The organism is Salmonella enterica subsp. enterica serovar Typhimurium str. LT2 (assembly GCF_000006945.2).
Lineage (GTDB): Bacteria > Pseudomonadota > Gammaproteobacteria > Enterobacterales > Enterobacteriaceae > Salmonella > Salmonella enterica.
This window is the reverse complement of sequence record NC_003197.2, coordinates 1,240,535-1,261,787: the sequence shown is the minus strand read 5'-3', so window position 1 is coordinate 1,261,787 and position 21,253 is coordinate 1,240,535. Positions and strand designations below refer to the sequence as shown.

Sequence of the window (21,253 nt, the reverse complement as noted above, 5' to 3'; positions counted from 1 at the left end):
TATTAACTCATCGACAGCAGTTGGTTAGCTCGCCCTTCGTTCTCATCTACGCTGGTGATAACCTTCATCTGCATTTCAAAACGACGTGCGTTGGCGATCATGTCGGTCATGGCTTCAACCGGCTTGACGTTACTGCCCTCCAGCACGCCCGACATAATGCGAATTGACGGGTCGGCGGCCAGTACCGCCCCGCGTTCAGCCTGTGCCTCGGCGGTAAGGCGGAATAAACCGTCATCGCTCCGCTGCACCTCATTGCCTTCCGCTTTGACCAGCTTCAGTCGCCCAACGGGCGCCACCGTGTTTGGCGGGTCGCCGGGATTGAGCGCGGAGATCGTGCCGTCTGCCGCAATGGTGATTTCCGACCCTTCAGGAACGGTAATCGGGCCGCCTTCGCCGATAACCGGATGTCCCTGAATGGTTAACTGCCCGGTCGGACCCACCTGGATATTCCCGTTACGGGTATATCCTTCAGCGCCATCCGCCGCTTGCACTACCAGCCAGCCGTCCTGCTGTAACGCGACATCCAGCGGACGGGAGGTGTAGTCCAACTGACCCGGGGTCATATCCGCCCCCGGCGTCGACGCCGTAACCAGCGTGCGCGTTGCTAAAGAGAGGCCATCAACGGGCACCGCGCGTAGCGCGTTAAGCTGCGCGCGAAAGCCCGGCGTTGAGGCATTAGCCAGGTTGCTGGCCGTTACCGCCTGCTGGTTAAGCGTCTGGCTGGCCGCCCCCATGGCGGTATAAATTGCGTGATCCATTAAGCTATCCCGTCAGGCGCTTAGCGCAGGTTAACCAGCGTATTGAGGATCTGGTCCTGGGTTTTGATGGTCTGCGCATTCGACTGGTAGTTACGCTGCGCGACGATCATATTCACCAGCTCTTTACTCAAATCCACGTTAGAGGCTTCCAGCGCGCCGTTCGTCAGCTTACCGAAGTTGCCGGAACCGGCAGTCCCCAGCAGCGCAACCCCGGAAGCCTGCGTCGCCGCCCAGACGTTATCGCCCTGGGATGCCAGACCTTCGTTGTTGGCGAAGTTAGCCAGCACAATCTGCCCCAGCACCTGCTCCTGCTCGTTGGAGTAGTTGCCAACCACGGTGCCGTCGTTGTTAATCTGGTAGCTCACCAGGTCGCCCGGCTTATAGCCGTTTTGATTGGTGGCGACGATGTTATTAGCCCCGGTGTTCTGCTGCATGGAGTTAAGGAAGCTGAGGGAGAAGGTGGCCGCTGTCGCGCCATTAATCGTACCGGTGGTGATGTTCACCGTACCGCCAGACTCCAGAATCCCGTTTTCATTGAATTTCAGCGTAGTGGACGCCGTTGTTGGCGCAGTGGCTGCAGGATCGCTGCTGTCATGGGTGTACACGGCCCATTCATTATCTTTGGTTTTCACAAAATAGACGTTCATGTCATGGGCATTACCCTGGCTGTCATAAACGGTGACGGTGCCTTTTTTGTTATACGAATCCGCATCACTCACGCTAAAGGGCGTTTTAGACGGTACAGGGTCCGTTGAGTTCAGGTTGATCTGCATTGACGCGGTGGTGGTCGATTTCGCCGCCATCAGCGTGTTCGGAATGGTGATCGGCGCAGGATTCGCCCCCTGCTGAATGGTCGGCGGCGTACCGGTGGCCGGATAGCCGGTCAACTGCATCCCCTGCATATTGACCAGGTTACGGTTCTCGTCCAGTTTGAACTGGCCGTTGCGGCTATAGAACACGGAACCGTTGCTGTCTACCAGGCGGAAAAAACCGTTCTGGCTAATCGCGACATCCAGCCCGCGCCCGGTGTTCGTTGTCGTACCGTCGGTAAAATCCTGGGTAATCCCCGCCACTTTTACGCCCAGCCCCACTTTGGAACCGGCGAACATATCGGCAAATGATGCCGTACCGGACTTAAAGCCATAGGTGGCGGAGTTGGCGATGTTATTACCGATAACATCAAGGTTGGTGGCCGCAGCGTTCAGGCCGCTAACCGCTTGAGAAAAAGACATGACTGACTCCTGATAAGTGTAAGGGCTTAGATTATTTGCCGAACTTCGTCGAGTGTGGTGGTGCCGTAGGTACCCAGATCCAACAGGTTGCCGTTACTGCCCTTCGTCACGCCCTGTACCAGAGCGAATTGCAGCGGCTGCGCCACCAGTTGCGTCCCGCCATTGCTGGCGGTAATCGCAATGTTGTAAGAACCATTCGGTACCGTTGTTCCGTCCGTTTGCTTACCATCCCAGGTAAAGGTGTGTACCCCGGCTCGCAACTCACCGATCTCCAGCGTCCGTACCACCCGGCCATCTTTATCGGTAATGGTTGCCGTCACTTTGTCCGCAGGCTGTTGCAATTCCACGCCAAACGGCGTCGTGGACGTCACGGCCCCTTCTTCCGCGCCTTTACCCGCCAGAATTGTGGTGCCAGGCACCATAACGCCATGTCCAATCAGCGTGGTCGCCTGTAGGGACTGACTATTATCGATTTGCCCGGAAATAGCCCCCAGCGTCGTATTCAGTTTTTCAATGCCGCTCACGGTACTGATTTGCGCCAACTGTGTCGTTAACTCATTATTTTGTAATGGGTTAGTCGGGTCCTGGTTCTTCAATTGCGCGACCAGTAAGGTCAGGAAACTGCTTTGCAGATCGGCAGCGTTGCTTCCGGTCATCGATCCGCTGCCGGTCGTCGTTTTGACGCCCGTGTTGGTCGGGTCATTCATATTTACGGCAATAGACATACGCGCCTCCTTTACTGGCCTAATGTCAGCGTTTTAAGCATCATGCTTTTTACGGTATTCAGGACTTCGATATTTGCCTGATAGCTGCGCGAGGCTGACATCGTGTTGACCATTTCGCCGACCACATCGACGTTGGGCATTTTGACGTAACCATTAGCGTCCGCCAGCGGATTGCCTGGCTCATAAACCAGCTTTTCCGGTGCCTGACTTTCAATCACGCTGGCGACCTTTACCCCGCCAGTGGCTTGACCCGGCGCGGCGTCCACCTGAAAAACCACCTGTTTGGCGCGATAAGGCTGTCCGTCCGGGCCGGTGACGCTATCCGCATTCGCCAGGTTACTGGCCGCAACGTTCAACCGTTTGGACTGTGCGGCAAGCGCCGATCCGGCAATATCAAAAATGTTTAACAGCGCCACGAATTAGTTTCCTCCCTGTAGCACATTCATCATGCCTTTGAGTTGGCTACCCAGAACGGTAAGCCCCATCTGATATTTGAGACTGTTATCCGCAAACTGCGTACGTTCCCTGTCCATATCTACGGTATTACCATCCAAAGAAGGCTGATCGGGTACGCGATAAAGCAGATCCACTGCGGGAGAAGAGACCGCCTGGGCGGGAATATGGTGAGAGGAAGTCAACGTTAACGCGACGCCGCCGGTTTCTTCCCGTCCACGCACCATCACCTTTTTTAACTCACTGGCAAAATCAATATCGCGCGCCTGATACCCCGGCGTATCGGCATTGGCGATATTCGCCGCTAATATTTCCTGACGTTGCGCGCGCAGATTTAGCGCTTCCTGCTGAAATCGTAAGGCGGCATCGAGCCTGTCGAGCATATCTCCTCCGCAAATGGCAAAATTCAGCCGACAGCTTAAATGCCTTCACGCGCGCGTTATCGCCGGAATAAACGCAAAATGCGTCGCTATTTATTGCGTTGATGCTTGCTTCACACGGGTAGAATCCTGTCATGACATCAACCAGGGGGAAGTACCATGCAAACGTTAAAACGAGGATTCGCCGTGGCGGCTTTGCTGTTCAGCCCCCTGACAATGGCGCAGGACATCAACGCCCAGCTGACCACGTGGTTTTCCCAGCGTCTGGCTGGCTTCAGCGACGAGGTGGTTGTCACGCTCCGTTCATCGCCCAATCTGCTACCGAGCTGCGAACAGCCAGCCTTCAGCATGACGGGCAGCGCGAAGCTGTGGGGCAACGTCAATGTGGTGGCGCGCTGCGCCAATGAAAAACGTTATTTGCAGGTGAATGTGCAAGCGACCGGCAATTATGTCGCCGTTGCCGCGCCCATCGCGCGCGGCGGAAAATTGACGCCGGCCAACGTCACGCTAAAACGTGGCAGGCTGGATCAGTTACCGCCGCGGACGGTACTGGATATCCGTCAGATTCAGGATGCCGTCAGTTTGCGCGATCTCGCTCCCGGGCAGCCGGTACAGCTTACGATGATACGTCAGGCCTGGCGCGTCAAAGCGGGGCAACGAGTACAGGTCATCGCCAATGGCGAGGGGTTCAGCGTCAATGCGGAAGGTCAGGCGATGAATAATGCTGCCGTCGCGCAAAATGCGCGCGTGCGCATGACATCGGGTCAAATCGTGAGTGGAACCGTCGATTCTGATGGGAATATTCTTATTAACCTATAATTGTGTAAAGATTTTGTCGCGGCTGCCGATGAGATATTCAACCATGATGGTAGCTGGCCGCTACAACGTAACCCTCGATGAGGATAAATAAATGAGCATTGACCGTACCTCACCTTTGAAACCCGTTAGCACTGTCCAGACGCGCGAAACCAGCGACACGCCGGTACAAAAAACGCGTCAGGAAAAAACGTCCGCCGCGACGAGCGCCAGCGTAACGTTAAGCGACGCGCAAGCGAAGCTCATGCAGCCAGGCGTCAGCGACATTAATATGGAACGCGTCGAAGCATTAAAAACGGCTATCCGTAACGGTGAGTTAAAAATGGATACGGGAAAAATAGCAGACTCGCTCATTCGCGAGGCGCAGAGCTACTTACAGAGTAAATAAGCGTATGACTCGTTTGTCAGAAATACTTGACCAGATGACCACCGTCCTGAATGACCTGAAGACGGTGATGGACGCCGAGCAACAACAGCTTTCCGTAGGCCAGATTAACGGCAGCCAGCTACAGCGTATTACAGAAGAAAAAAGCTCGTTGCTGGCGACGCTGGATTATCTGGAACAACAGCGCCGTCTGGAGCAGAATGCGCAGCGTAGCGCAAACGATGACATTGCAGAGCGCTGGCAGGCGATTACCGAAAAAACGCAGCATCTTCGCGACCTCAACCAGCACAACGGCTGGCTGCTGGAAGGGCAAATCGAGCGTAATCAACAGGCGCTGGAGGTGCTGAAACCTCACCAGGAGCCGACCTTGTACGGGGCTGACGGTCAGACTTCCGTCTCTCACCGCGGCGGTAAAAAAATTTCTATCTAATCATTGCCGGATGGCGACGTTGCGCCTTTCCGGCCTGAATGCCTTGTAGGCCTGATAGCACAGCGCTATCAGGCACTGAATTTACGCCGTCCGGCGAACAAACTCTTTCACTTTAAAGCCCAGCACGGCAAGCGCGGCGAAATAGGCCGCGATACCCGCGATCACTACCGCCATCAAACGCAGCAAACGCCATAGCATCGACCCTTGCGACCACTCCGGCATAATATGCAACACGCCGAACAATACGGCGGCCATCACCAGTACGGAAATGATCAGACGCATCAGGAACCACATCCAGCCCGGTTGTGGCGTAAAGATATTCTGTTTGCGCAGTTGCCAGTACAGCAGCGACGCATTGAGACATGCCGCCAAACCAATAGAGAGCGACAGCCCGGCGTGTTTCAGCGGTCCAATAAACGCCAGGTTCATTAACTGCGTCATGATTAACGTCACTATGGCGATTTTCACCGGCGTTTTAATATCCTGGCGAGAATAGAAGCCCGGAGCCAGCACTTTTACGACGATCAAGCCAATCAGCCCCACCGAATAGGCGATTAACGCCCGCTGCGTCATCGCCGCATCAAAGGCGGTGAATTTACCGTACTGAAACAGCGAGACCGTCAGCGGCTTCGCCAGAATGCCTAACGCTACCGCGCTCGGCAACGCCAGTAAAAAGCACAAACGCAGCCCCCAGTCCATCAGGCGGCAGTACTCATCATGATTGCCGCTGGCAAAGCTTTTCGACAATGACGGCAACAAGATGGTCCCCAACGCCACGCCCAGCACGCCGGACGGGAACTCCATCAACCGATCGGCATAGTACATCCATGAGACCGAGCCGGAGGCCAGAAACGAGGCGAAAATGGTATTGATGATAAGGGAGATCTGACTGACGGAAACGCCCAAAATCGCCGGCCCCATCTGTTTGACCACCCGCATCGCCCCGGTGTCGCGAAAGTTAATGCGCGGCAGCACCAGCATACCGATCTTTTTCAAATACGGAAGTTGATACACCAGTTGCAGCACGCCGCCAACGGTGACTGCCCAGGCTAACGCCAGCACCGGCGGATTAAAGTATGGCGCGGCGAATAATGCAAAACCGATCATGCTGATATTAAGAAATGTCGGCGCAAAAGCGGGAATAGAGAAGCGATTCCAGGTGTTGAGAATGGCGCCAACCAGTGAAGCCAGCGAGATCAGCAGAATATAGGGAAATGTAATCCGCAGCAGTTGCGTCGTCAGCGCGAATTTATCCGCAGTATCGGCAAAACCCGGCGCGGTTACCATAATCACCCACGGGGCGGCCAGCATACCGGCCACCGTCACGACGGCCAATGCCAGCGTCAACAGGCCGGAAACGTAAGCGACAAAGATCCGCGTCGCTTCTTCACCCTGCTTGCTCTTATATTCCGCCAGGATAGGCACAAAGGCCTGAGAAAAAGCGCCTTCGGCAAAGATCCGGCGTAGTAAATTAGGGAGTTTAAACGCCACAAAAAAGGCGTCGGTCGCCATCCCTGCGCCAAAAATTCTGGCGACAATCGCATCACGGGCAAAGCCCAACACGCGTGAAAACATAGTCATCGAGCTGACGGCAGCCAGCGATTTCAATAAATTCATTTCTTTTGTATTCCAGACCCTGGCGTAAAACTCCTGCATGGCTGATCCATCGACCGGATAACGCAACTTCTGCCGTATCCGGCTGTATCACCGCGCCTGACGGCGACGTTAAAACGTCTTATCAGGCCTTACAGACTCCCCACGGTTTGCCATTATTCACTGTGAAAAGAGGTATTGTGTAGAGTGGGCATATATACCCGCCATACTTCGAGCTGCATGTGCGTTAGCTTTTCTGCAACTCGAATTATTGAGGGTATAGTACCTGGATTACGATGAATTACTACCGCCAGATGTTACAGAGGGTTATTCGCTGATGGCGTCCCGCCACAGCGCCTCCACGACGCGCTGGGCCAAAATCGCCTGCTCCCCCGCCGTTTCCGGAACCGTCTGATTTTGTACGCAGTCAATGAAATGCCGCGCGCATCCGACAAAACCACGCTGTTCAAGCGTCGTTTGCCAACTAGGAATGGGTTTGATGAGAATACCCTGCCCGCGCTCTTCGCGCCATTCACGCATATCCGTCACGTCATATAGCCCGCCGTCGGTGACGGCCTGGACCGATTCACGCTGACTTCCGGCGCGCCGGTGCATACTGGTGGTAATTTGTAGTTTGTCGGCGGAAAAATGATGTTCCGCATAGCACATTTCGCCGGACTCGCTGGTGAGCAACGTGCCGCTGGCAAGGCGCGCCTCGCCGCCCGCCAGCCACAGAGCGGTATCCACGACATGCAGATAGTCATCGAGCAAAGTAAAACGTAAGTCGTGCGGCCCGACGCTATCGGTACGATGTTTATCCATACGTAGTGACGCCGCAGTGCCGAGGCGCGTCTTCAGTTCGCGGTACAGCGGCGCGAAACGGCGATTAAAGCCAACCATCAGCGTCAATTTTTTTTGCGCCGCCAGCGCCACCAGCCGTTCGGCATCACGTAGATTTTCCGCCAGCGGTTTATCCACGCAGACATGGACGCCGGCATTGAGAAGTTCGCTGACCACGGCATAATGGCTTGCGGTACTGGAGTGGACAAAGACCGCATCGCAGCTGGACGCTAAATTCGCCAGCGAATCCACATACGGTATGCGCCAGCTTTCGCAAATACGTAAGGCTTTATCCCGCGAAGGAGACCAGGCGCCCTGTAACGTCCATCCGGCGGTGTTGGTTAATACCGGCAGCCAGGCCTTCTGCGCAATACCGCCTAACCCGACAATGCCAATCCGTAATGTTCTCACATTACTCTCCCAGGTGAGCTAACAAAGAATCCAGCCGCTGCTTTAACTCCGCCACTTCGCTTTCCAGCGCTTCGACGCGCGACTGAAGATCGCCCGACGCACTTTCCGGCGCAGACGTCTGGAGAGACAGTTCATCGACGTCGCCGCAAAAAAGGTGCATATAGCGGCTTTCGCGCTTACCCGGTTCACGCGCCAGACGGACGACATACGGGCCGTCCTCACGACTGGCAAGCCGTTCCAGCGTGGATTCAACTTCCGCCATATCGCTGAATTCATGCATCCGCGACGCCCGGCTACGCAACTCGCCGGGCGTTTGCGCGCCACGCAGCAGCAGCGTAGTGACGAGCGCCACTTCCGCCGCGCTAAGTTTCAGATCGCCAAATTCGGAATTACAGAAACGCTGTTCATATTTGGTGACGCGGTTGCCAAACCCGCTGACCGTACGCAAAAAGTGGCGTTTCACCAGGTTATCGAGCTGTTCTTGTACCTCTTGTTCCGTCAGGTTCATCACCGGTTCACGGTTGGTTTTCTGATTACAGGCTGTCACCACGCCGTTGACGGAAAGCGGATACTGTTCCGGCGTTGTCACCTGCTTTTCCAGCAGACAGCCAATCACTCGCGCTTCAGTGGCGGTTAATTCATATTTCATCGTTTTCTCCCTTTGCCTCTCATTCCGTAAGCCGCTCAACGCCCCGGCGTCCATAACGGCGTGGTTAACGCCGTCAGGACATGGTCGCGCCATTGTCCATCAATCAACAGGTAATCTTTCGCATAGCCTTCTTTTTCAAAGCCAAGCCGCGCCAGCAACGCGCCGCTACGTTTGTTGTGCGGCATATAGTTCGCCATGATACGGTGGATATGCTGAGTGCGCTGCATATAGCGAATCGCAGCGGTTAAGGCTTCAAACATCAGCCCTTGCCCCTGCCACTTCTGCGCAATGGAATAGCCCAGATAACAGGCATGAAAAGAACCGCGCACCACATTGGAAAAATTCGCCACGCCGATAATTTCTTTTTCTTCCGGATCAAGTAGCGCGAAATAGAAGGCGGAGCCCTGTTTGTGAAATTCACCGATCATTCCCAGACGCGCCTGCCATCCTGAAGGATAACAATGACTTTCATCACGGACCGGTTCCCAGGGTTTTAAAAAATGACGATTTTCCGCGTAATAATCGGCCAGACGCCAGGCATCACGCTCATGCACTAAACGTACCACCAGACGATCGGTGGTTAAGCGCACTTTTGGCACGTTACTACGATAGCCAAACATTCTATACCTACTCCTTCCTGTAACGTCTTCAGCACGCCAGTAACATTACTATACTTGCGCAACCAGGCTCTGTGAAAAGCGCAAATCGTCATTTTTTGAATTGCTGCCACATTTTGATGAAAACTCTCGATTAAAAAGGACTTTTGATAAAAAAATATTGTCCCGCTAACGGTAGGAAAAAACGAAACGCCGCCGCAGAATAGAAGACGCTCATCTTTTATTTCCCGGGAGGGGAAATGTCGCGCGTCTCGCAGGCGAGGAACCTGGGTAAATATTTTCTTCTCATCGATAACATGTTGGTGGTGCTGGGTTTTTTCGTCGTCTTCCCGCTCATCTCTATTCGCTTTGTCGATCAAATGGGGTGGGCTGCCGTAATGGTAGGGATCGCGCTCGGCCTGCGCCAGTTTATTCAACAAGGTCTGGGCATTTTTGGCGGCGCCATCGCCGATCGCTTTGGCGCGAAACCGATGATTGTCACCGGTATGCTGATGCGCGCCGCAGGCTTTGCCACCATGGGTATCGCGCATGAGCCCTGGCTCTTGTGGTTTTCCTGCTTTCTTTCCGGTCTCGGCGGTACGCTTTTCGACCCGCCGCGTTCAGCGCTGGTGGTCAAATTAATTCGTCCGGAGCAACGGGACCGCTTCTTCTCTCTGTTGATGATGCAGGACAGCGCGGGTGCGGTGATTGGCGCGCTGCTGGGAAGCTGGTTGCTACAATACGATTTTCGCCTGGTCTGCGCGACGGGCGCTATTTTGTTCATATTATGCGCCCTTTTCAACGCATGGCTGCTTCCGGCCTGGAAGCTATCAACGGTCAGAACGCCGGTGCGTGAAGGAATGCGCCGCGTCATGAGCGATAAAAGGTTTGTAACCTACGTGCTGACGCTGGCGGGCTACTATATGCTGGCGGTACAGGTCATGTTAATGCTGCCGATTATGGTAAACGATATCGCCGGTTCGCCTGCTGCCGTGAAATGGATGTACGCTATTGAGGCGTGTCTCTCGCTGACGTTGCTCTACCCGATTGCCCGCTGGAGCGAAAAGCGTTTTCGGCTGGAGCATCGGCTGATGGCCGGTTTGCTCGTCATGTCGCTGAGCATGCTCCCCATCGGGATGGTGGGCAATTTACAGCAGCTTTTTACGCTTATTTGCGCTTTCTACATCGGCTCGGTTATCGCCGAACCGGCGCGCGAAACGCTCAGCGCGTCGCTCGCAGACGCGAGGGCGCGGGGAAGCTATATGGGCTTTAGCCGTCTGGGATTAGCCATTGGCGGCGCGATTGGTTATATCGGCGGCGGCTGGTTGTTTGATATGGGGAAAGCGCTTGCGCAGCCTGAACTACCGTGGATGATGCTCGGTATTATCGGCTTTATCACCTTTTTGGCTTTAGGCTGGCAATTTAGTCATAAACGCACGCCGCGCCGGATGCTGGAACCCGGCGCCTGATTTGATACCTGTCGCTATCTCCTCCATACTGGTCAGATACCGACAGTCAAATGGAGGAGAAACGTGAAGCTTTATATTTACGATCATTGCCCTTTCTGCGTTAAAGCCCGCATGATTTTCGGCCTGAAGAACATCCCCGTTGAACTTAACGTGTTACAAAATGACGACGAGGCGACGCCCACCCGGATGATTGGTCAAAAGATGGTGCCCATCCTGCAAAAAGATGATAGTCGCTACCTTCCTGAAAGTATGGATATTGTACATTATGTCGACAACCTCGACGGCAAACCGCTGTTAACCGGGAAACGCAATCCAGCCATTGAAGAGTGGTTGCGCAAAGTTAACGGTTACGTTAATCAGCTACTGCTGCCGCGATTTGCAAAATCCGCTTTCGATGAATTTTCTACCCCTGCGGCGCGTCAGTATTTTATCCGCAAAAAAGAAGCCTCATCTGGCAGTTTTGACAACCATCTTGCGCACTCTGCAGGACTGATTAAAAAGATCGGCGATGATTTACGTTTGCTGGATAAACTCATCGTACAGCCTAACGCCGTTAACGGCGAATTATCGGAAGATGATATTCATCTGTTTCCGCTTCTGCGTAATCTGACGCTGGTCGCCGGTATCCACTGGCCGACAAAAGTCGCGGACTATCGCGATAATATGGCAAAGCAGACGCAAATTAATTTACTCTCCTCAATGGCTATCTAACTCCCGCCAGGCGGCAACCCTTTCTTGCCGCCTTTTTCAGCTTTTTCTAGTGGCACCATGTCCGCTGGCGCGACATGCTGCTTTGTGTCAAGATTAGGGCACAGGCAACATGCTAAGGAACGCCATGAAAAAGTTTTTTTTTGCCGCTGCGCTGGTAGTTAGCGGCCTGTTAGTGGGTTGTAATCAACTTACGCAATACACCATTAGCGAACAAGAAATCAATCAAGCGCTTGAAAAACGGAATAATTTCTCAAAAGATATTGGTCTGCCCGGCATTGCCGACGCGCATATCGTATTGACTAACCTTGTCAGCCAGATTGGTCGGGAAGAACCTAATAAAGTCACCCTTACTGGCGATGCCAGGCTGGATATGAATTCCCTGTTTGGCAGTCAAAAAGCGACGATGAAACTCAAGCTAAAAGCCCTGCCGGTCTTTGATAAAGAAAAAGGCGCCATCTATCTTCAGGAGATGGAAGTAGTAGACGCCACCGTGACGCCGGAGAAAATGCAATCGGTGCTACAAACGCTCCTGCCTTATTTAAATCAGTCTTTACGTAGCTACTTTAACCAGCGGCCCGCTTACGTGTTGCGTGAGGACAGCAGTAAAGGCGAAGCGTTAGCAAAGAAACTCGCGAAAGGCATTGAAGTTAAACCTGGTGAAATCGTTATTCCTTTCACCAATTGATTTCGGAGGGCGCGCTCGCGCCCTTTTTTTTACGTGCAAACGAAAACGTTTCCGCTTATCCTTTGTTTCCGGCAAAAAGACTATTCCTCAGCCGGAGCTTATTAATGACTGCACCATCCCAGGTTTTAAAGATCCGCCGCCCGGACGACTGGCACGTTCACCTTCGCGATGGCGACATGTTAAAAACGGTCGTACCCTATACCAGCGAAATTTATGGTCGCGCTATCGTGATGCCGAACCTGGCGTCCCCCATCACGACCGTTGATGCAGCGATCGCCTACCGCCAGCGTATTCTCGATGCGGTGCCCGCCGGGCATGATTTCACGCCGTTAATGACCTGCTATTTAACGGATTCGCTCGATGCCGATGAACTGGAGCGTGGTTTCCATGAAGGCGTATTTACTGCGGCTAAGCTTTACCCGGCCAATGCCACCACTAACTCCAGTCATGGCGTAACGTCAGTCGACGCTATCATGCCGGTACTGGAGCGGATGGAAAAACTCGGAATACCATTGCTGGTCCACGGGGAGGTGACCCATGCGGATGTTGATATATTCGATCGTGAAGCGCGTTTTATCGACACCGTAATGGAACCGCTACGCCAGCGTCTGACCGCGCTTAAAGTGGTCTTTGAGCACATCACGACCAAAGATGCCGCGCAGTATGTACGTGACGGCAACGACTACCTGGCGGCTACCATTACGCCTCAACATTTAATGTTTAACCGTAATGATATGCTGGTCGGCGGCATTCGTCCTCACCTGTACTGTCTGCCGATTCTGAAACGCAATATTCACCAGCAGGCGTTACGCGAACTGGTTGCCAGTGGTTTTACGCGCGCCTTCCTGGGGACGGATTCAGCGCCGCATTCACGTCATCGTAAAGAGACCAGTTGCGGCTGCGCCGGTTGTTTCAACGCCCCCTCCGCCCTTGGCAGTTATGCCGCCGTGTTTGAGGAAATGAACGCGCTGGCGCACTTTGAAGCGTTCTGTTCACTGAATGGCCCGCAATTCTATGGCCTGCCGATGAATACGGGGTGGGTGGAACTGGTTCGCGATGAACAACAGATACCGGGAAATATCGCGCTGGCTGATGATTCTCTGGTGCCTTTTTTAGCGGGTGAAACAGTACGCTGGTCAGTAAAAAAATAAAAAATGCGCTTACCTGTTGCTATATACTGGATTTAACTGTATATATATCCAGTATATTCAACAGGGGGCCATTATGCGTATTGAAGTCACTATAGCCAAAACGTCACCTCTGCCTGCCGGTGCGATTGATGCGCTGGCGGGCGAACTCTCCCGCCGTATTAGCCATCATTTTCCGGAGAATTTGGGTAACGTCACCGTGCGTTACGCTACCGCCAACAACTTGTCCGTCATTGGCGCATCAAAAGAGGACAAAGAACGCATTAGCGAGATTCTCCAGGAGACCTGGGAGAGCGCTGATGACTGGTTCATCAATGAATAAAAAATGATATGCAGTGATGTATGTTTGCCGGGTCGCCCCGGCTTTTTTATTTGCGCAACTGATGAATATTTCACCTGACCCTCAAAATAATTGCACAACATCCTAAAAAAATATGAATGAACTGCCGCTTTATTGTTCATATAATTCTTAAAAAGAGAAATTTATCCTCCGGTCTCTTTAAAAACGCAGTGAATAGCCTTATTAATTGGTATACTGAAGTTGCTTCAGAAGAAAAACACGCATTGAACCTCGAGAACCGTTGTCTTATAACACGTACCAGGGGGGCATGATGGAAAAGAATAATGAAGTCATTCAGACCCATCCGCTTGTAGGATGGGACATCAGCACCGTCGATAGCTATGATGCGCTGATGCTGCGTTTACACTACCAGACCCCAAATCGTCCGGAACCGGAAGGGACTGAAGTTGGTCAAACGCTCTGGTTAACAACAGATGTAGCCAGGCAATTTATTTCAATATTAGAAGCCGGCATCGCCAAAATAGAATCAGGCGATTACCAGGAAAACGAGTATCGTCGCCATTAGCGTGACGCGCTCCCCCTCTCTCAGGCACCGTAAGGTGCCTCACTTATTTCTGGCTTGTATATCTCAGCGCAGTTATTTACCCTGAAATCATCGCGATAGCAGAGAGAAGCTGATGAAATACGACCTTATTATTATCGGCAGCGGTTCGGTTGGCGCCGCCGCTGGTTATTACGCCACCCGCGCCGGGCTAAAGGTCCTGATGACCGATGCGCATATGCCGCCTCATCAACAGGGCAGCCACCACGGCGATACCCGTCTTATCCGCCACGCTTATGGTGAAGGCGAAAAATATGTCCCGCTGGTGCTTCGCGCCCAGACGCTTTGGGATGAACTCTCCACACACAATGAAGAGCCTATTTTTGTCCGCTCCGGCGTCGTCAACCTCGGCCCGGCCGATTCCGCTTTCTTAGCCAACGTCGCACGAAGCGCGCAACAGTGGCAATTGAACGTCGAGCGCCTGGACGCGACGGCCCTCATGACGCGCTGGCCGGAAATTCGCGTGCCCGATAATTATATCGGGCTGTTTGAAGCTGACTCCGGTTTCCTGCGCAGCGAATTAGCCATTACCACATGGCTTCGTCTGGCCCGAGAGGCAGGCTGCGCACAGCTATTTAACAGCCCGGTAAGCCATATTCACCATGATGATAACGGTGTGACGATAGAGACGAGTGAAGGCTGCTACCACGCCAGCAAGGCGCTGATTAGCGCGGGCACCTGGGTCAAAGCGCTGGTACCGGAGCTGCCCGTTCAGCCCGTACGTAAAGTTTTTGCCTGGTTTAAGGCGGATGGGCGTTACAGCACTAAAAACCGCTTTCCGGCCTTTACCGGCGAAATGCCCAACGGCGATCAATATTACGGCTTCCCGGCGGAGAACGACGAGTTAAAAATCGGCAAACACAATGGCGGACAGCTAATACAAGCTCCGGAAGAGCGCAAGCCCTTTGCCGCCGTTGCCAGCGATGGCGCGGAAGCATTTCCTTTCCTGCGTAACGTACTGCCGGGTATCGGCGGTTGTTTACATGGGGCGGCATGTACCTATGATAATTCGCCGGACGAGGATTTTATTATCGATACGCTGCCTGGCCATGAGAACACGCTTGTCATCACTGGACTCAGCGGACATGGTTTTAAATTCGCCCCGGTGTTAGGAGAAATCGCTGCGGATTTTGCGTTGGGAAAAACGCCCTCCTTTGATCTGACGCCGTTCCGGCTTTCCCGTTTTAGCCAATAATTTGTCGGCCCCGTAAAGGGGCTGTTTATTAAGGTAAGCTATGCGTCGTCTCTTTCATTTTCTGATGAATAATATTCGCGAACATTTCATGCTTTACGTTATTCTTTGGTCGCTGCTGGCGGTGATGGATATTGTTTATCTCCTTTTCTTCTGATTGCTTTTCATTGACGTTAACTGACACTTCCTGAAAATTCCTCACTTTTTATTTCATAACGTTGAAGCACGGCAATAATGCCAGTTCTTGCCGTTGCGCGGTTATCAGGGGGAAATATCTCGAAACTTCTGAAGCTGAACCGCAAACAACATCAAAATTATTGAAATAAAAATAAATATCATTCAAATTCTTATTTATAAGTTGCATTCGGCGCTTTTCCACGCCATTTTCATTCTCTCGTGAAATATTCATTGGTGTGTTTATGCAATTTAAAAATACTCCACAGCGTTATGGCGTGGTTTCCGCCGCGCTCCACTGGCTGACCGCCCTGGTGGTCTATGGCATGTTTGCGTTGGGCTTATGGATGGTCACGCTCAGTTATTACGACGGCTGGTATCACCAGGCGCCGGAAATACATAAAAGTATTGGCATATTACTGATGATGGCGCTGATCGTGCGTATTATCTGGCGGCTTTATTCGCCGCCGCCCGTTGCGTTGACCAGCTATTCCCGTTTAACGCGCATTGGCGCCGCCGCAGGTCATCTCCTCCTTTATCTCCTGCTCTTTGCGATAATCATTAGCGGCTACCTGATTTCCACCGCCGACGGTAAACCGATTAGCGTCTTTGGCTGGTTTGAGATTCCGGCCACGCTTACGGACGCGGGCGCGCAGGCTGACATCGCCGGAACACTGCATCTGTGGTTTGCCTGGTCGCTGGTCATTATCTCGCTCTCGCATGGGGTTATGGCGCTAAAACACCATTTCATCGATAAAGACGACACTCTGAAACGTATGACAGGAATGTCGTCATCTGACTATGGAGCTCAAAAATGAAAAAAAACCTGCTGGGATTCACCCTCGCATCCTTGTTATTCACGACCGGTTCCGCCGTGGCGGCGGAGTATAAAATTGATAAAGAAGGCCAACATGCGTTCGTCAATTTCCGCATTCAGCATCTGGGCTACAGCTGGCTATACGGCACCTTTAAAGATTTCGACGGCACGTTCACTTTTGACGAAAAAAATCCGTCGGCAGACAAAGTGAACGTGACCATTAACACCAATAGCGTCGACACTAACCATGCCGAACGTGACAAACACCTGCGTAGCGCGGAATTTCTTAATGTTGCGAAATTCCCGCAGGCAACCTTCACCTCTACCAGCGTGAAAAAAGAGGGCGATGAACTGGATATTACCGGCAATCTGACGCTCAATGGCGTGACTAAACCGGTGACGCTGGAAGCGAAGCTGATGGGCCAGGGCGACGATCCGTGGGGCGGTAAGCGCGCGGGCTTTGAGGCCGAAGGAAAAATTAAGCTGAAGGATTTCAATATAACTACCGATCTCGGCCCGGCCTCACAAGAGGTTGAGCTTATCATCTCAGTAGAAGGCGTTCAGCAGAAGTAACGCCTGGCGAAATGCCGGATAGCGGCCTTTACGCCGCTATCCGGCAAAATATTACTCAGCCGGATCGGGAATGCTCAGTTTGCTATTAAGCCGACCACGCGATTTATTAAAAATTTTGTTGCCGTTCTCGCGACCCGCGCGACGTCGGCGCTGTTCTTCCTCCGGCAAGGCCAACTCTTCACAGCATTGTTCACTACAGCAGCCGTTAAATTTACTGGCGCACTGCGGACACTGGATAAACAGCAGATGGCAACCGTCATTTTTGCAGTTGGTATGGCTATCGCAGGACGCGCCGCACTGATGGCAATGCGCGATAACCTCATCCGAGATTCGTTCGCCCATTCGCTCATCAAATACAAAGTTTTTGCCGATAAAGCGAACGGGAAGCCCCTGCGCGCGCGCGCGACGGGCGTACTCAATGATGCCACCCTCAATATGCCAGACTTTATTGAAACCGTTGTGTTTCATCCAGGCGCTGGCTTTCTCACAACGAATACCGCCGGTACAGTACATCACTATCTTTTTATCTGCATGTTCCCGCAGCATTTCAACCGCTTTTGGCAACTGTTCACGAAACGTATCCGCCGGGATTTCCAGAGCATTTTCGAAATGGCCGACTTCATACTCATAGTGGTTGCGCATATCAATAAAGACCGCGTCAGGATCGTCCAGCATCGCATTCACATCTGCCGCCTTCAGATAATCGCCGACATTACTGGCGTCAAAAGTCGGATCGTCAATACCGTCAGCAACGATACGGTCGCGAACTTTCATACGCAGCACCCAAAATGACTTTCCGTCATCCTCCAGCGCGATATTTAAACGCACCCCGTCCAGCGCGGGGTCGAACGTATAAAGCTGTTGACGAAACGTCTCGAGCTTGCTTTGCGGCACGCTGATTTGCGCATTGATGCCTTCATGCGCCAGGTAAACGCGACCAAAAACGTCCAACGCCGTAAACACCTGATACAACGCGTCCCGCGTCTGTTGCGGAGAGGCGATAGTGAAATATTTATAAAAAGAAATTGTCGTACGCGGCTCGCTTTCCGCCAGCATTTTGGCTTTCAGCTCGTCATTAGAGATGCGGTTGTGTAACACTGGCATGGTGTACGTATCCTGCAATCAGCAAAAAATAAAGTGGGCAGGCATGATAAGGCAAGTCTCGCCAATTTACATCCACACATTTTGCGCTACATTTCCTGCTTTACACTAAATAATTAACAACAATTGTCGATTTAATCGCCACTCTCCTGCTACATATTTTTGCTCAACGCAAAAAGATGCGAGAATACGGGGAATTGTTCGTTGAAAGACAGGATAGAAATGACGAAGTTGCCTAAGTTCTCCGTGGCCTTACTGCACCCGCGCTATTGGTTAACCTGGTTGGGTATAGGCGCGCTTTGGTTGGTCGTGCAACTCCCCTACCCGGTCATCTATAAATTGGGTTGCGCATTGGGCCACCTGGCGCGACGCGTAATGAAACGCCGCGCAAAAATCGCCTATCGCAACCTTGAATTATGCTTTCCGGAAATGAGCGCGCAGGAACGCCACACCATGGTGGTCAAAAACTTTGAATCCGTCGGTATGGGCGTGATGGAAACCGGCATGGCCTGGTTCTGGCCCGATCGGCGAGTGAACCGCTGGATGGAAGCGAGCGGTCTGGAGCATATCCGTGAAGTTAAGGCGCAGGGACTGGGGTTCATTCTGGTAGGAATACATTTCCTTACCCTTGAGTTTGGCGCCCGCATGTTTGGTATGCATAACCCGGGTATCGGAGTTTATCGCCCGAATGATAATCCGTTGCTCGACTGGTTACAGACCTGGGGACGCTTACGCTCCAATAAATCAATGTTGGATCGCAAAGATCTGAAAGGCATGGTTAAGGCATTGAAAAGCGGCGAATTGATCTGGTATGCGCCGGATCACGATTATGGCCCGCGCGCCAGCGTTTTTGTACCATTATTCGCTGTCGACCAGGCTGCCACGACCTCCGGTACCTGGATGCTCGCGCGCATGTCTAAAGCCTGTATTATCCCCTTCGTGCCTCGCCGTAAACCCGATGGGAAAGGCTACGAACTGATCATTCTTCCTGCGGAATATTCGCCTCCGCTGGAGAGCGCAGAAGCGACTGCCGCATGGATGAATAAGATTGTTGAGCAGTGCATTATGATGGCGCCAGAGCAGTATATGTGGCTGCATCGCCGCTTTAAAACTCGCCCTGAAGGCGTACCGTCGCGCTATTGACAGGATTGCAGCCGTCAGGCTGCAATTTTTCCCCTCTTTTAGCTTTAAAAGCTCCCCACATTGCGAGGCTGGTAAGGTCGGCGCATAATTATAATTAGTACGCTCATAATTAAATTGATGATAGCGCAAACCGCGCATCATACTGTGGAACGCTATGTCACCCTCTGATGTCCCCATAAACTGGAAACGCAATCTAACCGTTACCTGGCTGGGCTGTTTTTTAACCGGCGCGGCATTCAGCCTGGTCATGCCTTTTCTCCCTCTCTACGTTGAGCAACTCGGCGTAACAGGCCATAGCGCGCTCAACATGTGGTCCGGGCTGGTCTTTAGTATTACGTTCCTCTTTTCAGCTATCGCGTCCCCTTTTTGGGGCGGTCTGGCGGATCGTAAAGGGCGTAAGATCATGCTGTTGCGTTCCGCTCTCGGCATGGCCATTGTGATGCTGTTAATGGGCATGGCGCAAAATATCTGGCAATTTCTGATCCTCCGCGCGTTATTAGGCCTGCTGGGCGGATTTATTCCCAACGCCAATGCGCTCATCGCCACTCAGGTGCCGCGCCACAAAAGCGGCTGGGCGTTAGGGACGCTCTCTACTGGCGGCGTCAGCGGCGCTCTGCTTGGCCCACTTGCGGGCGGTCTGCTCGCCGACCATTACGGCCTTCGTCCGGTCTTTTTTATTACCGCCAGCGTTTTGTTTATCTGTTTTCTGCTCACCTTCTTTTTCATTCGCGAGAATTTCCTGCCGGTGAGCAAAAAAGAGATGCTTCACGTTCGGGAAGTGGTCGCCTCGTTAAAAAATCCCCGCCTGGTATTAAGCCTGTTTGTCACCACGCTGATTATTCAGGTGGCGACGGGGTCTATTGCGCCCATCCTGACGCTCTATGTGCGCGAACTGGCGGGAGATGTCAGTAATATTGCGTTCATTAGCGGGATGATAGCGTCCGTTCCCGGCGTGGCGGCATTACTTAGCGCCCCCCGGCTCGGCAAGCTTGGCGACAGAATTGGCCCGGAAAAGATTCTTATCGTCGCGCTGATTATTTCCGTACTGCTGCTGATTCCAATGTCTTTTGTGCAAACGCCGTGGCAGCTCGCGCTATTGCGGTTTCTGCTTGGCGCGGCGGATGGCGCGCTGCTGCCAGCCGTTCAAACTCTGCTGGTTTACAACTCTACCAACCAGATAGCCGGGCGCATATTCAGTTACAACCAATCTTTCCGCGATATCGGCAACGTCACCGGCCCTCTCATGGGCGCCGCAATTTCCGCGAGCTATGGCTTCCGCGCCGTATTCTGCGTCACGGCAGGCGTGGTGTTGTTCAATGCTATCTATTCATGGAACAGCTTACGACGGCGCAGACTGGCAATAGAATAATTTTTGCGCTTTCATACTTGCAATATTACAGAATCAGCTATTCTTTCCCTAAATACCTCATCAAATCAAAGGGAGACACTGATGACCATGTATGCCACGCTGGAAGAAGCTATCGATGCAGCCCGGGAAGAATTTCTGGCTGACCATCCAGGCCTCGAACAAGACGAAGCGAATGTGCAGCAGTTCAACGTTCAGAAATATGTACTGCAGGATGGGGACATCATGTGGCAGGTCGAATTTTTCGCCGATGAAGGTGAAGATGGCGAATGTCTGCCGATGCTGAGTGGTGAAGCCGCGCAGAGCGTGTTTGACGGCGATTATGATGAGATAGAGATCCGCCAGGAGTGGCAGGAAGAGAATACTTTGCATGAATGGGATGAAGGGGAATTCCAGCTTGAACCCCCGCTTGATACCGAGGAAGGCCGTACTGCGGCAGACGAATGGGATGAGCGTTAATTACTCATAAGGCCCGTGGTGAATATCGAGCGGCAGTAGCAGTGTATCGAAGATCAGTGAGAAGGGCAGATCGAGGATAGTGATATAGCGCCATGCGGAATCACGCATATCCCACTGCACGCCAGGGTAATACTGGTTGCCGTGTCCTTGTCCGGGGATCGTTCTGCTGATAATACTGCCGCAGCCGCTCAGGGTAATCACCATTATGCTCACCGCGAATATACGCACCTGATACCTCATTTCAC

General features: G+C 52.8%; 27 protein-coding genes and 29 other annotated features. Of the genes, 16 read left to right on the top strand and 11 right to left on the bottom strand.

What is annotated here, in order from left to right; all coding sequences use genetic code 11:
* Window positions 1-2: 2 nt before the first annotated feature.
* From flgF to flgB, 5 genes are all read right to left on the bottom strand, one after another.
* Window positions 3-771, bottom strand: a protein-coding gene (flgF, locus tag STM1178) for a flagellar biosynthesis protein (protein NP_460149.1). Within the gene, window positions 3-758 belong to an annotated coding region; the region does not span the whole gene.
* Window positions 766-771 (bottom strand) — a ribosome-binding site (putative RBS for flgF; RegulonDB:STMS1H001444). (Overlaps the previous gene by 6 nt.)
* Before the next feature lie 7 nt (window positions 772-778).
* The gene (gene flgE / locus STM1177; protein NP_460148.1) for a hook protein occupies window positions 779-2,002 on the bottom strand. Within the gene, window positions 779-1,990 belong to an annotated coding region; the region does not span the whole gene.
* Window positions 1,997-2,002, bottom strand: a ribosome-binding site (putative RBS for flgE; RegulonDB:STMS1H001443). It overlaps the preceding gene by 6 nt.
* A 14-nt stretch (window positions 2,003-2,016) precedes the next feature.
* Window positions 2,017-2,727, bottom strand: a protein-coding gene (flgD, locus tag STM1176; RefSeq protein NP_460147.1) for a flagellar biosynthesis protein. Within the gene, window positions 2,017-2,715 belong to an annotated coding region; the region does not span the whole gene.
* Window positions 2,722-2,727, bottom strand: a ribosome-binding site (putative RBS for flgD; RegulonDB:STMS1H001442). Its footprint overlaps the gene before it by 6 nt.
* The gene (gene flgC / locus STM1175) for a flagellar biosynthesis protein (protein ID NP_460146.1) occupies window positions 2,727-3,145 on the bottom strand. Within the gene, window positions 2,727-3,131 belong to an annotated coding region; the region does not span the whole gene. The genes flgD and flgC overlap by 1 nt, the downstream gene beginning before the upstream one ends.
* Window positions 3,135-3,559, bottom strand: a protein-coding gene (flgB, locus tag STM1174) for a flagellar biosynthesis protein (RefSeq protein NP_460145.1). Within the gene, window positions 3,135-3,551 belong to an annotated coding region; the region does not span the whole gene. Before flgB ends, flgC begins: the two co-directional genes overlap by 11 nt.
* Window positions 3,140-3,145: a ribosome-binding site (putative RBS for flgC; RegulonDB:STMS1H001441), on the bottom strand. It overlaps the preceding gene by 6 nt.
* Window positions 3,554-3,559: a ribosome-binding site (putative RBS for flgB; RegulonDB:STMS1H001440), on the bottom strand. Its footprint lies within the gene flgB.
* A 134-nt stretch (window positions 3,560-3,693) precedes the next feature.
* Window positions 3,694-3,699 (top strand) — a ribosome-binding site (putative RBS for flgA; RegulonDB:STMS1H001439).
* On the opposite strand from flgB, the gene flgA reads away from it, so the two are divergent.
* The 3 genes from flgA (at window position 3,694) to flgN (ending at window position 5,179) form a co-directional block, all read left to right on the top strand.
* Window positions 3,694-4,367 (top strand): flagellar biosynthesis protein gene (flgA, locus tag STM1173; protein NP_460144.1). Within the gene, window positions 3,708-4,367 belong to an annotated coding region; the region does not span the whole gene. It overlaps the preceding feature by 6 nt.
* 79 nt (window positions 4,368-4,446) lie before the next feature.
* Window positions 4,447-4,452: a ribosome-binding site (putative RBS for flgM; RegulonDB:STMS1H001438), on the top strand.
* Window positions 4,447-4,752, top strand: a protein-coding gene (gene flgM / locus STM1172) for an RflB protein (protein ID NP_460143.1). Within the gene, window positions 4,459-4,752 belong to an annotated coding region; the region does not span the whole gene. Its footprint overlaps the feature before it by 6 nt.
* A 4-nt stretch (window positions 4,753-4,756) precedes the next feature.
* On the top strand, window positions 4,757-5,179 hold the full coding sequence (gene flgN / locus STM1171; protein ID NP_460142.1) for a flagellar biosynthesis protein: 423 nt from the start codon (window positions 4,757-4,759) through the stop codon (window positions 5,177-5,179).
* Between the two features lie 81 nt (window positions 5,180-5,260).
* Here the strand turns inward: flgN and mviN are convergent.
* From mviN to rimJ, 4 genes are all read right to left on the bottom strand, one after another.
* Window positions 5,261-6,846 (bottom strand): putative virulence factor gene (mviN, locus tag STM1170; RefSeq protein ID NP_460141.1). Within the gene, window positions 5,261-6,835 belong to an annotated coding region; the region does not span the whole gene.
* Window positions 6,841-6,846, bottom strand: a ribosome-binding site (putative RBS for mviN; RegulonDB:STMS1H001437). (Overlaps the previous gene by 6 nt.)
* Window positions 6,847-7,099: 253 nt before the next feature.
* Window positions 7,100-8,036, bottom strand: a protein-coding gene (gene mviM, locus STM1169; RefSeq protein ID NP_460140.1) for a putative virulence factor. Within the gene, window positions 7,100-8,023 belong to an annotated coding region; the region does not span the whole gene.
* Window positions 8,025-8,691, bottom strand: a protein-coding gene (gene yceH, locus STM1168; protein NP_460139.1) for a putative cytoplasmic protein. Within the gene, window positions 8,025-8,672 belong to an annotated coding region; the region does not span the whole gene. Before yceH ends, mviM begins: the two co-directional genes overlap by 12 nt.
* Window positions 8,031-8,036 (bottom strand) — a ribosome-binding site (putative RBS for mviM; RegulonDB:STMS1H001436). (Overlaps the previous gene by 6 nt.)
* Window positions 8,686-8,691, bottom strand: a ribosome-binding site (putative RBS for yceH; RegulonDB:STMS1H001435). Its footprint lies within the gene yceH.
* 16 nt (window positions 8,692-8,707) lie before the next feature.
* Window positions 8,708-9,312 (bottom strand): acetylation of N-terminal alanine of 30S ribosomal subunit protein S5 gene (rimJ, locus tag STM1167; protein ID NP_460138.1). Within the gene, window positions 8,708-9,292 belong to an annotated coding region; the region does not span the whole gene.
* Window positions 9,307-9,312, bottom strand: a ribosome-binding site (putative RBS for rimJ; RegulonDB:STMS1H001434). (Overlaps the previous gene by 6 nt.)
* A gap of 208 nt (window positions 9,313-9,520) precedes the next feature.
* Window positions 9,521-9,526, top strand: a ribosome-binding site (putative RBS for yceL; RegulonDB:STMS1H001433).
* Here rimJ and yceL point away from each other — a divergent pair.
* From yceL to yceI, 10 genes are all read left to right on the top strand, one after another.
* Window positions 9,521-10,737 (top strand): putative MFS superfamily transport protein gene (gene yceL / locus STM1166; RefSeq protein NP_460137.1). Within the gene, window positions 9,529-10,737 belong to an annotated coding region; the region does not span the whole gene. (Overlaps the previous feature by 6 nt.)
* Before the next feature lie 53 nt (window positions 10,738-10,790).
* Window positions 10,791-10,796 (top strand) — a ribosome-binding site (putative RBS for grxB; RegulonDB:STMS1H001432).
* Window positions 10,791-11,448, top strand: a protein-coding gene (gene grxB, locus STM1165) for a glutaredoxin 2 (RefSeq protein ID NP_460136.1). Within the gene, window positions 10,801-11,448 belong to an annotated coding region; the region does not span the whole gene. (Overlaps the previous feature by 6 nt.)
* A 114-nt stretch (window positions 11,449-11,562) precedes the next feature.
* Window positions 11,563-11,568 (top strand) — a ribosome-binding site (putative RBS for yceB; RegulonDB:STMS1H001431).
* The gene (gene yceB / locus STM1164; protein NP_460135.1) for a putative outer membrane lipoprotein occupies window positions 11,563-12,133 on the top strand. Within the gene, window positions 11,573-12,133 belong to an annotated coding region; the region does not span the whole gene. It overlaps the preceding feature by 6 nt.
* A gap of 26 nt (window positions 12,134-12,159) precedes the next feature.
* Window positions 12,160-12,168: a -35 signal (putative -35_signal for pyrC; RegulonDB:STMLTH004476), on the top strand.
* Window positions 12,160-13,284, top strand: a protein-coding gene (pyrC, locus tag STM1163; protein NP_460134.1) for a dihydro-orotase. Within the gene, window positions 12,238-13,284 belong to an annotated coding region; the region does not span the whole gene. Its footprint overlaps the feature before it by 9 nt.
* Window positions 12,169-12,185, top strand: a protein binding site (putative binding site for PurR, RegulonDB: STMS1H000357). (Overlaps the previous gene by 17 nt.)
* Window positions 12,180-12,188, top strand: a -10 signal (putative -10_signal for pyrC; RegulonDB:STMLTH004476). Its footprint overlaps the feature before it by 6 nt.
* Window positions 12,225-12,230 (top strand) — a ribosome-binding site (putative RBS for pyrC; RegulonDB:STMS1H001430).
* A gap of 61 nt (window positions 13,285-13,345) precedes the next feature.
* Window positions 13,346-13,351 (top strand) — a ribosome-binding site (putative RBS for dinI; RegulonDB:STMS1H001429).
* The gene (gene dinI, locus STM1162; RefSeq protein NP_460133.1) for a DNA damage-inducible protein I occupies window positions 13,346-13,603 on the top strand. Within the gene, window positions 13,358-13,603 belong to an annotated coding region; the region does not span the whole gene. It overlaps the preceding feature by 6 nt.
* 277 nt (window positions 13,604-13,880) lie before the next feature.
* Window positions 13,881-13,886: a ribosome-binding site (putative RBS for yceP; RegulonDB:STMS1H001428), on the top strand.
* Window positions 13,881-14,147 (top strand): putative cytoplasmic protein gene (gene yceP / locus STM1161; protein ID NP_460132.3). Within the gene, window positions 13,893-14,147 belong to an annotated coding region; the region does not span the whole gene. Its footprint overlaps the feature before it by 6 nt.
* 103 nt (window positions 14,148-14,250) lie before the next feature.
* Window positions 14,251-14,256 (top strand) — a ribosome-binding site (putative RBS for solA; RegulonDB:STMS1H001427).
* Window positions 14,251-15,378, top strand: a protein-coding gene (solA, locus tag STM1160; RefSeq protein NP_460131.1) for a putative sarcosine oxidase. Within the gene, window positions 14,260-15,378 belong to an annotated coding region; the region does not span the whole gene. (Overlaps the previous feature by 6 nt.)
* A 30-nt stretch (window positions 15,379-15,408) precedes the next feature.
* Window positions 15,409-15,414: a ribosome-binding site (putative RBS for yceO; RegulonDB:STMS1H001426), on the top strand.
* Window positions 15,409-15,532, top strand: a protein-coding gene (yceO, locus tag STM1159) for a putative inner membrane protein (RefSeq protein ID NP_460130.1). Within the gene, window positions 15,419-15,532 belong to an annotated coding region; the region does not span the whole gene. Its footprint overlaps the feature before it by 6 nt.
* Before the next feature lie 251 nt (window positions 15,533-15,783).
* Window positions 15,784-15,789: a ribosome-binding site (putative RBS for STM1158; RegulonDB:STMS1H001425), on the top strand.
* Window positions 15,784-16,367 (top strand): putative inner membrane protein gene (locus STM1158; RefSeq protein ID NP_460129.1). Within the gene, window positions 15,795-16,367 belong to an annotated coding region; the region does not span the whole gene. It overlaps the preceding feature by 6 nt.
* Window positions 16,351-16,356 (top strand) — a ribosome-binding site (putative RBS for yceI; RegulonDB:STMS1H001424). (Overlaps the previous gene by 6 nt.)
* The gene (yceI, locus tag STM1157) for a putative secreted protein (protein NP_460128.1) occupies window positions 16,351-16,939 on the top strand. Within the gene, window positions 16,364-16,939 belong to an annotated coding region; the region does not span the whole gene. Before STM1158 ends, yceI begins: the two co-directional genes overlap by 17 nt.
* A gap of 51 nt (window positions 16,940-16,990) precedes the next feature.
* On the opposite strand, the gene yceA is transcribed toward yceI, so the two are convergent.
* Window positions 16,991-18,058 (bottom strand): putative enzyme related to sulfur transferases gene (gene yceA / locus STM1156; protein ID NP_460127.1). Within the gene, window positions 16,991-18,043 belong to an annotated coding region; the region does not span the whole gene.
* Window positions 18,053-18,058: a ribosome-binding site (putative RBS for yceA; RegulonDB:STMS1H001423), on the bottom strand. (Overlaps the previous gene by 6 nt.)
* Window positions 18,059-18,252: 194 nt before the next feature.
* Window positions 18,253-18,258, top strand: a ribosome-binding site (putative RBS for htrB; RegulonDB:STMS1H001422).
* Here yceA and htrB point away from each other — a divergent pair.
* The 3 genes from htrB (at window position 18,253) to msyB (ending at window position 21,008) form a co-directional block, all read left to right on the top strand.
* The gene (htrB, locus tag STM1155; protein ID NP_460126.1) for a lauroyl/myristoyl acyltransferase involved in lipid A biosynthesis occupies window positions 18,253-19,183 on the top strand. Within the gene, window positions 18,263-19,183 belong to an annotated coding region; the region does not span the whole gene. It overlaps the preceding feature by 6 nt.
* Before the next feature lie 144 nt (window positions 19,184-19,327).
* Window positions 19,328-19,333, top strand: a ribosome-binding site (putative RBS for yceE; RegulonDB:STMS1H001421).
* Window positions 19,328-20,552 (top strand): putative MFS family transport protein gene (gene yceE / locus STM1154; protein NP_460125.1). Within the gene, window positions 19,338-20,552 belong to an annotated coding region; the region does not span the whole gene. (Overlaps the previous feature by 6 nt.)
* Window positions 20,553-20,620: 68 nt before the next feature.
* Window positions 20,621-20,626 (top strand) — a ribosome-binding site (putative RBS for msyB; RegulonDB:STMS1H001420).
* The gene (gene msyB / locus STM1153) for an acidic protein suppresses mutants lacking function of protein export (RefSeq protein ID NP_460124.1) occupies window positions 20,621-21,008 on the top strand. Within the gene, window positions 20,634-21,008 belong to an annotated coding region; the region does not span the whole gene. Its footprint overlaps the feature before it by 6 nt.
* Here msyB and yceK read toward each other — a convergent pair.
* Window positions 21,009-21,246 (bottom strand): putative outer membrane lipoprotein gene (gene yceK, locus STM1152; protein NP_460123.1). Within the gene, window positions 21,009-21,236 belong to an annotated coding region; the region does not span the whole gene.
* Window positions 21,241-21,246 (bottom strand) — a ribosome-binding site (putative RBS for yceK; RegulonDB:STMS1H001419). Its footprint overlaps the gene before it by 6 nt.
* Window positions 21,247-21,253: the final 7 nt, after the last annotated feature.

Bases quoted from the DNA above. Each gene is read 5' to 3' on its own strand.
- flgF (NP_460149.1), bottom strand. From the start codon at position 758: ATGGATCACGCAATTTATACCGCCATGGGGGCGGCCAGCCAGACGCTT.
- flgE (NP_460148.1), bottom strand. From the start codon at position 1,990: ATGTCTTTTTCTCAAGCGGTTAGCGGCCTGAACGCTGCGGCCACCAAC.
- flgD (NP_460147.1), bottom strand. From the start codon at position 2,715: ATGTCTATTGCCGTAAATATGAATGACCCGACCAACACGGGCGTCAAA.
- flgB (NP_460145.1), bottom strand. From the start codon at position 3,551: ATGCTCGACAGGCTCGATGCCGCCTTACGATTTCAGCAGGAAGCGCTA.
- flgA (NP_460144.1), top strand. From the start codon at position 3,708: ATGCAAACGTTAAAACGAGGATTCGCCGTGGCGGCTTTGCTGTTCAGC.
- flgM (NP_460143.1), top strand. From the start codon at position 4,459: ATGAGCATTGACCGTACCTCACCTTTGAAACCCGTTAGCACTGTCCAG.
- flgN (NP_460142.1), top strand. From the start codon at position 4,757: ATGACTCGTTTGTCAGAAATACTTGACCAGATGACCACCGTCCTGAAT.
- mviN (NP_460141.1), bottom strand. From the start codon at position 6,835: ATGCAGGAGTTTTACGCCAGGGTCTGGAATACAAAAGAAATGAATTTA.
- yceH (NP_460139.1), bottom strand. From the start codon at position 8,672: ATGAAATATGAATTAACCGCCACTGAAGCGCGAGTGATTGGCTGTCTG.
- rimJ (NP_460138.1), bottom strand. From the start codon at position 9,292: ATGTTTGGCTATCGTAGTAACGTGCCAAAAGTGCGCTTAACCACCGAT.
- yceL (NP_460137.1), top strand. From the start codon at position 9,529: ATGTCGCGCGTCTCGCAGGCGAGGAACCTGGGTAAATATTTTCTTCTC.
- yceB (NP_460135.1), top strand. From the start codon at position 11,573: ATGAAAAAGTTTTTTTTTGCCGCTGCGCTGGTAGTTAGCGGCCTGTTA.
- pyrC (NP_460134.1), top strand. From the start codon at position 12,238: ATGACTGCACCATCCCAGGTTTTAAAGATCCGCCGCCCGGACGACTGG.
- dinI (NP_460133.1), top strand. From the start codon at position 13,358: ATGCGTATTGAAGTCACTATAGCCAAAACGTCACCTCTGCCTGCCGGT.
- yceP (NP_460132.3), top strand. From the start codon at position 13,893: ATGGAAAAGAATAATGAAGTCATTCAGACCCATCCGCTTGTAGGATGG.
- solA (NP_460131.1), top strand. From the start codon at position 14,260: ATGAAATACGACCTTATTATTATCGGCAGCGGTTCGGTTGGCGCCGCC.
- yceO (NP_460130.1), top strand. From the start codon at position 15,419: ATGCGTCGTCTCTTTCATTTTCTGATGAATAATATTCGCGAACATTTC.
- STM1158 (NP_460129.1), top strand. From the start codon at position 15,795: ATGCAATTTAAAAATACTCCACAGCGTTATGGCGTGGTTTCCGCCGCG.
- yceI (NP_460128.1), top strand. From the start codon at position 16,364: ATGAAAAAAAACCTGCTGGGATTCACCCTCGCATCCTTGTTATTCACG.
- yceA (NP_460127.1), bottom strand. From the start codon at position 18,043: ATGCCAGTGTTACACAACCGCATCTCTAATGACGAGCTGAAAGCCAAA.
- htrB (NP_460126.1), top strand. From the start codon at position 18,263: ATGACGAAGTTGCCTAAGTTCTCCGTGGCCTTACTGCACCCGCGCTAT.
- yceE (NP_460125.1), top strand. From the start codon at position 19,338: ATGTCACCCTCTGATGTCCCCATAAACTGGAAACGCAATCTAACCGTT.
- msyB (NP_460124.1), top strand. From the start codon at position 20,634: ATGACCATGTATGCCACGCTGGAAGAAGCTATCGATGCAGCCCGGGAA.